An 11,085-nucleotide genomic window follows, 5' to 3' on the forward strand; every position below is an offset into this window, starting at 1 on the left:
ATAAGCCGTAGGTGAATACGATGGCATTGTGGCGATCGACTATTATTGTCAGTGCAATGACGATGTTATCTCGAGTTTTGGGATTAGTACGCGATATCGTGCTATTGAATGTATTTGGTGCGGGTAAAGATTTCGATACTTTCGTCGTTGCCTTTCGTATCCCTAACTTTTTTCGGCGCTTATTTGCTGAAGGGGCATTTTCTCAAGCTTTTATTCCTGTTCTAACAGAATATAAGACTAGTCGAACTCATGCTGAAGTTCAGATTTTGATTAGTCGGGTTTTTGGCTGTTTATTAACGGCGATGTCATTACTGACCTTTGTGGCGATGGTTGCTGCACCTGCGATTATTTATTTGTATGCACCTGGATTCCACAGCGATCCAGAAAAATTCGATTTAGCGGTAGATCTGTTTCGGCTCACGATTCCATATTTAATGTTTATGTCCTTAACTGCTTTTTCGAGCAGTATCTTGAATAGTTATGGTTCTTTTGCTTCACCTGCTTTTTCTCCAGTACTGCTGAATATTGCAATGATTGCAGGTGCCTGGTGGCTAACGCCGTATATGTCTGAACCTATTATGGCATTAGGTTGGGCTGTAGTTGCAGCAGGTATTTTACAGTTGGCGATTCAGATTCCAGAGTTATGGAAAAAGAATTTACTGATCCCACCAAAAGTTGATTTTAAACATGAAGGTGTAGATCGCATTTTAAAATTGATGTTACCTGCATTATTTGGTGTCTCTGTTACGCAAATTAATCTACTGCTGAATACAATTTGGGCATCATTCATGCAAGATGGTTCGGTGTCATGGTTATACAGTGCCGAACGTATGACTGAATTACCCTTAGGTCTGATTGGTGTCGCGATTGGAACGGTGATCTTACCTTCGCTCTCTGCGCGTCATGCAGAACAAGATAAAGAGAAATTTAAAAGCATGATTGATTGGGCAGCTAAGATTATTATGCTGGTCGGTATTCCTGCAAGTATTGCATTATTTATGTTGTCGACACCGATTATTCAGGCCTTGTTCCAACGTGGTGAATTTACCGTGGAAGATACGCGAATGACCGCACTGGCATTGCAATGTATGAGTGCTGGGGTGATTTCATTCATGCTGATTAAAGTATTTGCACCTGGTTTTTATGCACAACAAGATACTAAAACACCTGTCCGTGTTGGTTTAATGGCTGTCGCTGCGAATGCCATTTTAAATGTGATCTTTATCGGCTTCTTTAAATTGATCGACTGGCATGCTGAGCATATGGCTTTAGCCTTGGCATCATCAGGTTCAGCTTTGGTGAATGCGGGTATGCTTTATTTCTATTTACATAAACGTAATATTTACCGTTTTGGCTCGCATTGGAAGAAGCTAGCGTTCCAATACGCGATCGCGAATCTAACCATGATTGCAGCACTTTGGTATGGTTTAACTTGGTATCAAGGTGATATCTCGCAGTGGTTACGTATTGCTGAGGTTGCTGGTTTATGTGTGCTTGGTGTCTTAGCGTATGTGATTGCTTTATTTGCAACAGGTTTCCGACCTCGACATTTAAAACATTCATGAATAAAAAAACCCTCCGTTTTGGAGGGTTTCTACTATTTAACTTCAAGTAATTCAATATCGAAAATCAATGTACTATTAGGACCAATTGCATCACCAGCACCGACCTCACCATAAGCGAGTGTTGACGGAATAAAGAAACGACTTTTGCCGCCTTCTTTCATGGTTTGAACGCCTTCCGTCCAACCTGCGATGACTTGATTGAGCTTAAAGTCAACTGGATGATTACGAGCAATTGAACTATCAAACACAGTTCCATCTAAAAGACGGCCTTCATAATTGACTTTGACCGTAGACGTCGCTTTAGGTGATTTACCCGTACCTTGTTGTAAAACCTGATACTGCAAACCTGACTTCGTGGTTGAAATATCGGATTTTTTTGCATTTTCAGCTAGAAAGCTTTTACCTGCTTGATCATTCTTTTGAGCCAGTTCTTGAAACTCAACCAATTGTTTTGCTTCTAAACGCTTTTTATATTGGTTTAGTACTTTCGCCATGTCCTCGTCGGTTAAAGAGGGCGCTTTATCATTAACGGCTTCTTGTAAACCTTGTATAAATGTTTCGATATTTAAATCTTTGAGTGTTTCAGCACTTCCTTTGCCCATTAAATAACCGTAACTATATCCCAATTGATCTTTTTGTGGACTTTTTAAGCTAATTGGCGCAGCGTGTGCTGTACCTATGATTGATGCTATTGCTATTAAAGTGAGTTTTTTCATTATTTCATTTCTTCCAAAATAAAGGAGAGCCTATGCTCTCCTTATATCATTTATTTAACCGCGATTAATTCAACATCGAAAATCAATGTACTGTTTGGTGGAATAGATCCTGGTACACCTTGTTCACCATAACCAAGATTTGATGGAATATATAATACAGCTTTGCCGCCTTCCTTCATTAATTGTAGACCTTCAGTCCAGCCTGGAATTACTTGATTAAGTGGGAACTCGATTGGTTCACCACGATCATAAGAACTGTCGAATACTTTACCATCGGCAAGTTGACCTTTGTAATGTACTTTGACAACTGAAGTTGAAGTAGGTTGTTTTCCTGTGCCTTCTTTAATGATTTTATATTGTAAGCCTGAAGCCGTTGTTTTAATGCCTTCTTTTTTGGCATTTTCAGTTAAGAATGTATTGTTTGTGGTTTCAGTTTTTTTAGTTTCATCAATCTGTTTTTGCTGCAATTCTTTTTGGAACTCCATATACGCAGCTTGTAATTCTTCTTCAGTATACGCAGCAGGTTTTTGGGCATGTCCATCACGGAAGCCTGTGATAAATGCATTCGTCTCTAGCTCAGGTGGTGTTTGTTTTGCAACTTCATAGCCTAATGCATAGCTGATTTTTGCAACAGGTGTTGCATTTTTATCAGCCTTCGCACCAAGTTCAGTGGTTGGATGCTTAGTAGCATAATAAACAGGAACAAGGGCAGCACTCGCTAAAACAGCTGCAACAATGACAGGTAAAGCTTTACTCATGAGACGTCCAAAAGTGAGATTTTGATAAAAAATATGGCAATGATCTTAGCATGTCTAAGCTTAAGCAATGAATAACTCATATAAAAAATACGTGTATTTTTTATAGGGATTATGTTTTCAATACATAAAAGCCAGATACTGGGATCTGGCTTTTATCATACTGATCAATAAAGCTTAATCTTCTTTATTTGCTTTGTAAGCATATGCATAGTTGTAACCATAGCCGTATCCTGCACTTGCACGCTGAATATCATTGAGGATAAAGCCATTCACTTTTACACCAGCCTGATCAAAACGATTTAAACTCAGCTCAAGCTCTTTCATTTGCGATTTAGCATAGCGAGCGACAAGTAAATTTACACCTGCATATTGGGAAATAATAATACCGTCGGTCACAGCCAGCACAGGAGGTGTATCAATAATAATATGGTCATATTGTTGATCTAAGTTTTCCAGTAAAAGCTTAAACTGCTGTGATGAAAGCATTTCAGATGGGTTTGTTGGATTCTTACCACGTGTAATCACGCTCAATCCATCCACATCGGTTTGGTGAATCACTTGAGATAAATTAGCTTGATTACTCAGTAATTCAGATAAGCCAGGTTTCACATCGAGATTAAAGTATTTATGCATATAACCACGACGCATGTCGGCATCAATCAACAAAACTTTTTTATTACTTTGCGCAAAAATAGTCGCCAGATTGGTTGAAATAAATGATTTACCCACTTCAGGTGCTGGACCTGCAATCATAATGATATTGTTCTTTGCGTTTGCTAAAGCAAAGTGGATCGCTGTACGAATGCTTCTCAAACTTTCGACAGCAATATCATCATTATGTTTAACCGCAAGAATAGGAATATTTTTCTTTTTCTTCAAAATATTGATACGAGTTTCTTGAATTGGTGAACGAGGCACTGTTGCATAAACAGGAAGGTCGAACTCTCTTTCGATTTGAGTCGAGTCTTTGACACCTGTACGTAACATATTGCGTAATAAAGCAATCAATGTGCCTAAGAAACCACCCAAGAACATCGCTAAGATAAGAATTTGAAGTTTCTTCGGTTTGATTGGCTCTACAGGTTCAACTGCGGTATCTACAATCCTTACATTGCCAATTTCACCTGCTTTTGCAATTCGAAGTTGCTGGTATGAATTTAACAAAGCAGTATAAAGTTGAGTCTTAACCTCGACTTCGCGGTAAAGCTGCAAATATTGTCTTTGTATATCTGGGAGCTGTTTAAGCGTACTATTCAACTCAGTAATTTGTTTATTTAAAGCCGTAATCTGTGCATTGATCTCACGCATTGCAGGATGTTCAGTCGTGTATTTAGCTGCCATGTCAGCGAGTTGTTGTTCTAACTCGATTTTTTTGGTTTCCAAAGCCATACTTTGTGTCAGATATAACTCAGACTCTTTGGTTACATCAACCGTATTATACTTTTGACGGAATTTATTAAACTCTCGTTCAGCGTCGTCGAGTTGTTTTTTTAGATCAGGAAGTTGTTCATCTAAGAATTTGAGTGTTTGAGCTGTTTCAGCTGAGCGACGTTCCACATTTTGGGCACTATAAGCTGCCAGAATCGCATTTAATACTTGAGTGATATGTTCTTTATCTTGACCTTGATAATTTAAACCTAAAATACCTGTTAATTTACCGCGTTCAGCAACAGAATAGTTTGAGCTAATAGCTTGGACTGAGGCTGGTAAAGACTTTTTCTCGATTTTATAGCTTGTGTCTAACTGGTGCTTAGAGAATACGCCAATATTCCAGTTTCCATATCGATTATTCATTTGAGTGATTTGATTTAAAGGTACTGTTAAAATTAATTCATCAGTCTTACCATCAATTAGATTTATTTTATTACTCTCAAATTTCAATAAAATTGTTTTATCTAAATAGTGACTAGGTACATCAAATTTTTGAATTTCAAAGGACTTTTCATCATCGTTGAAAATCACTGCTTTCGGAGTATATTCGGTGCTGTAATTTTGTTTGTTAATTAAACGATGACTCAACGTATCTTCTGTACTTGAGATATTAATATCAAGATGAAGAGCTTGTATGACTGAACCCAGCACTAAACGTGATTTTAAAATTTCAATTTCAGATTGAGCTGGTGATTTTTGATCGATCATTTGTGATAGATCACCTAAAAGCGCCGCCGAAGCTCCTTTACTATCTTCGACTTGAACTAATGCATCTACTGAATAAGTGTCTGGAGTAACACGAAGGTAAAGTAGTGCGCAGACCAAGCTCAAAATAATACATAAAGCAATTAGCTTCCATTGTGCTATTAAAGCAAAGAACAGCTCTTTCAGGTCAATCGTATCTTCAGTATTGGTATTTTGGCTCATAATCTAAAATCTAAAAAGTTAAATATATTTTTTCCAGTCAGTAACACACTGTTGAATCAGCTGACAAGTTTCATCAAAAAAAGCTTGATCGTGTTGATAAGGATCTGGCACGTTTTTACTTTGCCAATGCCCTAAACGGAATATTTTCCCTTTAGCAAAAGGCCATGTTTGTTCAATATGTTTTTGTTGATTATTACTCATCACTAACACAAGGTCAGCTTTTTTAAGCTGTTCGGCATTCAGTTTTTTTGCAATGTGTCCAACCATATCTATAGATAGTCTTTGCATACATAATTGCGCTTTTGCGTCCGCTGTATGTCCAGTAAGACCTGAGATACCCGCAGATTCAATGTGCAAAAGCGGATGTTGTTGTTTTAAAAGATATTCAGCCATAGGGCTACGGCATATATTACCAACGCAAACAACCAAGATATTTTGTATATTCATTAAGACTATTGTCCTAAACGATCAAAATTATAGAGCGCGCTTGAGAATGGTATAACCTGATTGATCACACGCTGCCAACGGGTTAGGCCAGTTGCATCAACATATACAATGTCATTGCTTCTGAGTTTAAATTGATTGGCAAGACCAAAATCACCTAAGCTCATCAGATTCATATGATAAAGTGCAGTACTACGATCATTGGGATTAGTTCGAAGCACATAAATACGACTTGCACTTGCAGAAAGAGGATTTAAACCTAAGCTTTCTCCCAAAGCATCGCTCAATGTCATCCCTTGATCACGCATTGGTAAGGCTTGGTTTTTGCCTGACTCGCCCATGATATAGACTTTTTGATTTTCTTTGGTACTTACGTAAATCGTATCATTCGGTTGTACAAGGAGCTTGTGCAAAGAATAACCTGCTTTTTCAAGTTCAATCGTATTAAGGTCGTATGTGATACCGTTCCGAATCAGTTGAATGTAAGTACTGTCCCCCTTTTCTGTTACGCCGCCGGCCATACCTAATGCAGTGTAAATACTAATCGGCTGGTCAGATAAAAAGAACTGCCCCCCTTTAATAACACTGCCTTGTACAGAATAGCGTTGCCCTTGATAAGAAAGTACTCGAACAATAACATCAGGGTTTTTTAAGTATTGCGAAAACTGTCTGCGTAAATCTGTATTTAGTTCTGCTAAAGTTTTCCCTGAAGCTTTGTAGCGCCCTACCAATGGAATCTGAACAAAGCCATTATAATCAATTGGATATCCATTCGCTTGTATAGATTGATCATTGGTTAAGTTGTTGACTGGTGGAGTAATTTCAGGATATGCCCATAATTGGATAGACAATACATCTCCAGCACTTAGACGATACGATTGCTGCTGTTTTTTAAAAAGAGAAACATAGTTATTTTGATAATTTATTTGAGCAGGTTGAAACGCAGGTAAACTTTCCTGTGTGATTTTTATAACATTTACATTTGATCCGAGATCAGTTGTATACACACCTTCATTTGGAATGTCGTATGTTTGTAAGCCAGAAGTAACAGCACAACTTGTAGCACTAATACTAATCGCAAGAATGGAAAAAAGTTGATAATGCTTCACACTTGACCCTTGAATATTTATATCTAATTAATATCAGCTGTCTTACAACAACATGTCTTTAGACTTAGAATTTCGCCAATTCTAGCTTAAAAATATCAAAAAAGCATGGATAAATCTTTTAGGTTTGTATGTTTAGTTTATCTGGTCAATTTGCTGAAAAATGCAATTAAATGAAAATTATATTTTGAGCGAATTGAGTTAAGTGTTTGTTACACACAATCATACAATTCAATTTTTAGAGAAATTGAAAATCTGTTATAGTACGCGCGTTTGACATTAATCATTGAGTAATAGCTATTCTTGTTAAGATCAAGATTCTGTTTTATATAAGTTAATTTTTTAATTTGTAAGTTAGAAAATCTAAAGAAATTTTGTCTCTTAGGTTTCTTAATGTTGTAAGTTTTAGTGGCTCTATCATTGCTATAGCTCATTAGCGTTACAATTTATTTAGTTGAGTAAATAAAATTAAGTTCTTTATAGTTTAAAATTATTTAGAACATACTTGAGAAAGTCATAGAAGAAGGGTGGACTGGGTGAAAAAAGTATTGCTAGTATTTGGTACGCGTCCAGAAGCGATCAAAATGGCACCTTTGGTATTGAAATTAAAAGAAAATGACAAAGACTTTGAGACAAAGGTATGTGTGACAGGTCAACATCGACAAATGTTAGATCAAGTTCTGACTTTATTTGATTTAAAGCCCGATTTTGATTTGAATTTAATGAAGCCAGGACAAACGTTGTCTGATGTTACCTCTAGGGTGCTTAAAGGCTTGGAGCATGTGTTTGAAACATGGACACCCGATGTGGTTTTGGTGCATGGAGATACTGCTACGACTTTCGCAGCATCTTTGGCAGCTTATTATCATAAAATAAAAGTAGGCCATGTTGAAGCTGGGTTGCGCACAGGAGATTTATATTCTCCTTGGCCAGAAGAGGCCAATCGGAAACTAACAGGGGTGCTTGCAAATTATCATTTTGCACCGACGCAGTCATCGTATGAAAATTTAATTAAAGAAAATGTAAATCCTGTGAATATTGTGGTGACAGGAAACACCGTCATTGATGCTTTGTTGCAAGTCAAACAAAAAGTTGAACAAGATCAAGCATTGGTCAATCAATTCCATCAAGAATTTTCATTTCTTGATGAAAATAAAAAACTCATCTTAGTCACAGGACATCGTCGTGAGAACTTTGGTCAGGGTTTTTTAAATATCTGTAAAGCATTGGCAAATTTAGCTAAAAAATATTCTGATATTCAAATTGTTTATCCTGTGCATTTAAATCCGAATGTACAACAACCTGTTAACGAGTTGTTAGCGGGTATCGCTAATATTCACTTAATTGCCCCGCAAGATTATTTACCTTTTGTGTATTTGATGAATCGAAGCTATCTAATTCTGACCGATTCTGGTGGTATTCAAGAAGAAGCACCATCATTGGGTAAGCCAGTTCTGGTCATGAGAGATACTACTGAAAGACCTGAAGCGGTTCGTGCGGGAACGGTACGTTTAGTTGGCACAGATACAGAAACCATTGAGTGTTCAGTCATAGAGTTACTTGAAAATCCAAATATTTATGCTGAGATGGCTGAAGCCCATAATCCTTACGGGGATGGTGATTCATGTCAGCAAATTATTGATTTTATTAAAGTGAACTAAGCCGAAATTTCCATTTAATTTGATTTAAAAGTATAGAGTATGAGCAATTCATTCAAGCATATCTGCGTTATAGGGTTAGGTTATATTGGTTTACCAACAGCTGCGACATTTGCTGCGCATGGGGTAAAAGTAACAGGTGTTGATGTGAATCAACATGCGGTAGATATGATTAATCAAGGTAAAGTTCATATTGTTGAACCTGATTTAGATGCTTTGGTTCGTGATGTAGTTGCTCAGGATAAATTGTCTGCTCAATTAGCACCGACTGAAGCCGATGCTTATATTGTTGCAGTACCAACACCTTTTAAAGATGATTATCAGCCAGATCTCAAATATATTGAAGCCGCTGCTAAAGCTTTAGCACCATTTTTAAAGTCAGGTAATCTAGTTATTTTAGAGTCGACATCACCAGTTGAAGCGACTGAACAAATGTCAGCTTGGTTAAGTGAGGCGCGTCCAGACTTAAGCTTCCCGCAACAAAAGGGTGAGGAGGCTGATATTCTAGTTGCGCACTGCCCAGAACGTGTGTTGCCAGGTAAAGTTTTACAAGAATTGATTAGTAATGACCGTATTATTGGTGGAATGACACCACGTTGTTCAAAAGCGGCATGTGATTTATATAAAATCTTTGTAAAAGGTGCATGTATTGAAACCAATGCTCGTACCGCAGAAATGTGTAAATTGACAGAGAACTCGTTCCGTGACGTCAATATTGCATTTGCAAATGAGCTTTCAGTTATTTGTGACAAGTTAGATATCAATGTATGGGAGTTGATTTCACTCGCAAATCGTCACCCACGCGTCAATATTTTACAGCCAGGACCTGGAGTGGGCGGTCACTGTATTGCTGTCGATCCATGGTTTATTGTAGCAAAGACACCAGAACAAGCACGTTTGATTCGCACTGCACGTCAGGTGAATGATGCTAAGCCTCAATGGGTTATTGATCAGGTTAAAATTAAAATTGCGGATTTCTTACAAGCGAATCCAAATAAGACGATACAAGATATAACGATCGCTTGCTATGGTTTAGCCTTTAAACCTGATATTGATGATTTGCGCGAGAGTCCAGCATTAGAAATTACTAAAAACTTGGTAAGACAAGGTTTAAATGTCTTGGCTATTGAGCCTAATATTGATTCACTCAAAAACCTTGAAAAAGAAAATTTTAATTTAGTATCGATAGAAGAATCAATGAGTGCTGATATTAAGTTAATATTAGTAAAACACACCAAATTTAATGAGATAGATTTTAGTAATGAAAAGTATATAGTTAATGTCATTGATAGTAGTTGTTGATATTTAATATGGTTACTAAGGCGCTTTATAATAAAGTAATGAATTATGGCTTGATTGAAGTGGTTTCAAAAGGCATTAATTGGATTACTCTACCATTATTAGCCTTGGTGACCACAGCTGTCTTTTATGGAGAAGTTGCATATTATTATTTAATTATCGTGCTAACAGGTACATTTTTTGCATTTGGACAAAATAGGGTAATATTATCTAGCCAAGATAATGAAGTAGAGATAAAGAAAAATATATCTATATTGATTTCATTCTTTTTGGTTATTGTTGTTGAGGCTTTAGTTTATTTTCTTGGGTACTTGGAATTAAAGCTATTTTTTGCTATTTTATGTGGCTGTTTTTTTGCAATTCAAAATAACATTTCTTTGACTTTTAGGGCTCAAAATAGAATAAATGACTTTGCTTTACTGAAGACGTATTATGTAGTTAGAATAATTACAATATTTTTGGTTGTTTATTTTATTAGAAGTATAGAGTGGTATTTGTTTTTCGAGTTGCTTATTTTGGTTATTTATTTTTTAGCCTTCTCAAAATTTAAATTTATAAAAAATGACTTTGATGTTATTGCCTCATTGAAAGATGGTTTAATATTAGTAATGTATGCGATATCAATGTATCTTATTACAAATGTAGATAAGTTTTATATTGAGCATTTGTTTTCAAAAGAAGTGTTGGCGAGTTACTATTTTCTATTTTCTTTATCAATGAGCTTTACTTTTATTTCAGCTTATTTTTCTATTAAATATGAACGAGATATTTATAATAGTCCAAATTATAATGTGGCAAGATTAAGAGCTAGTGAGTTTGCAAAAAAAACAATACTTTATAGTATATTAATCTTTCCTTTTATTTTCTTATTTTATTACTTTTATGTGAGTTTTACATCTTTAGATTATAAGCCTTATTGGTTTATTATGGTTTTTATTGCTCAACTTATATATTTTATTTCAATTAAAGAGACGTATGTATTAACTTATCTAAAGAAAAATAAAATTATTTTTTATTGTAGTTTTTTTGTTTTGTTTTTTAGTATAATCTTAAATTATTTTTTAATAAAATTCATAGGAGTGCTGGGTTCTATATTAACATTAATTTTTTGTTATACTGTTTTTTGGTTGGTAATGGCTTTTTTTAACTCTAGATATTTAAGTTTAAACAAATGATGGTAG

The 11,085-nt window shown here is 35.9% G+C and carries 9 protein-coding genes; 4 read left to right on the plus strand and 5 right to left on the minus strand.

Annotated elements, in window-relative coordinates; translation table 11 throughout:
• The first annotated feature begins 11 nt into the window (after window positions 1-11).
• The gene (murJ, locus tag F933_RS09255) at window positions 12-1,565 is read left to right on the plus strand and encodes a murein biosynthesis integral membrane protein MurJ (protein ID WP_171065941.1); all 1,554 of its coding nucleotides are present in this window, start codon (window positions 12-14) and stop codon (window positions 1,563-1,565) included.
• 32 nt (window positions 1,566-1,597) lie between these two features.
• Here murJ and F933_RS09260 read toward each other — a convergent pair whose 3' ends face one another.
• From F933_RS09260 to F933_RS09280, 5 genes are all read right to left on the minus strand, one after another.
• Window positions 1,598-2,281, minus strand: a complete 684-nt coding sequence (locus tag F933_RS09260; RefSeq protein WP_005060586.1) for a BamJ family beta-barrel-assembly machinery protein — start codon at window positions 2,279-2,281, stop codon at window positions 1,598-1,600.
• 50 nt (window positions 2,282-2,331) lie between these two features.
• On the minus strand, window positions 2,332-3,039 hold the full coding sequence (locus F933_RS09265; protein WP_005060588.1) for a BamJ family beta-barrel-assembly machinery protein: 708 nt from the start codon (window positions 3,037-3,039) through the stop codon (window positions 2,332-2,334).
• A 174-nt stretch (window positions 3,040-3,213) separates the two neighbouring features.
• Complete coding sequence (locus F933_RS09270; protein ID WP_005060590.1) at window positions 3,214-5,397, minus strand: polysaccharide biosynthesis tyrosine autokinase; 2,184 nt, start codon at window positions 5,395-5,397, stop codon at window positions 3,214-3,216.
• Window positions 5,398-5,415: 18 nt separating this feature from the next.
• Window positions 5,416-5,844: a low molecular weight protein-tyrosine-phosphatase gene (locus F933_RS09275; RefSeq protein ID WP_005060592.1), complete on the minus strand. Its 429-nt coding sequence runs from the start codon at window positions 5,842-5,844 to the stop codon at window positions 5,416-5,418.
• A gap of 5 nt (window positions 5,845-5,849) precedes the next feature.
• Window positions 5,850-6,950 (minus strand): polysaccharide biosynthesis/export family protein, encoded by a 1,101-nt coding sequence (locus F933_RS09280; protein WP_005060594.1) that lies wholly within the window; start codon window positions 6,948-6,950, stop codon window positions 5,850-5,852.
• 533 nt (window positions 6,951-7,483) lie between these two features.
• Here F933_RS09280 and wecB point away from each other — a divergent pair.
• From wecB to F933_RS09295, 3 genes are read left to right on the plus strand one after another with little or no spacing between them, the layout of a single operon-like run.
• Window positions 7,484-8,608 carry a non-hydrolyzing UDP-N-acetylglucosamine 2-epimerase gene (gene wecB / locus F933_RS09285; protein ID WP_005060596.1) on the plus strand — a complete coding sequence of 375 codons (1,125 nt, stop codon included), beginning with the start codon at window positions 7,484-7,486 and terminating at the stop codon, window positions 8,606-8,608.
• A 39-nt stretch (window positions 8,609-8,647) separates the two neighbouring features.
• Window positions 8,648-9,907: a UDP-N-acetyl-D-mannosamine dehydrogenase gene (wecC, locus tag F933_RS09290; protein ID WP_005060598.1), complete on the plus strand. Its 1,260-nt coding sequence runs from the start codon at window positions 8,648-8,650 to the stop codon at window positions 9,905-9,907.
• A gap of 8 nt (window positions 9,908-9,915) precedes the next feature.
• Window positions 9,916-11,079 (plus strand): lipopolysaccharide biosynthesis protein, encoded by a 1,164-nt coding sequence (locus F933_RS09295; RefSeq protein WP_005060600.1) that lies wholly within the window; start codon window positions 9,916-9,918, stop codon window positions 11,077-11,079.
• Window positions 11,080-11,085 lie beyond the last annotated feature (6 nt).

Origin of the sequence: Acinetobacter beijerinckii CIP 110307 (genome assembly GCF_000369005.1) — a bacterium.
Lineage (GTDB): Bacteria > Pseudomonadota > Gammaproteobacteria > Pseudomonadales > Moraxellaceae > Acinetobacter > Acinetobacter beijerinckii.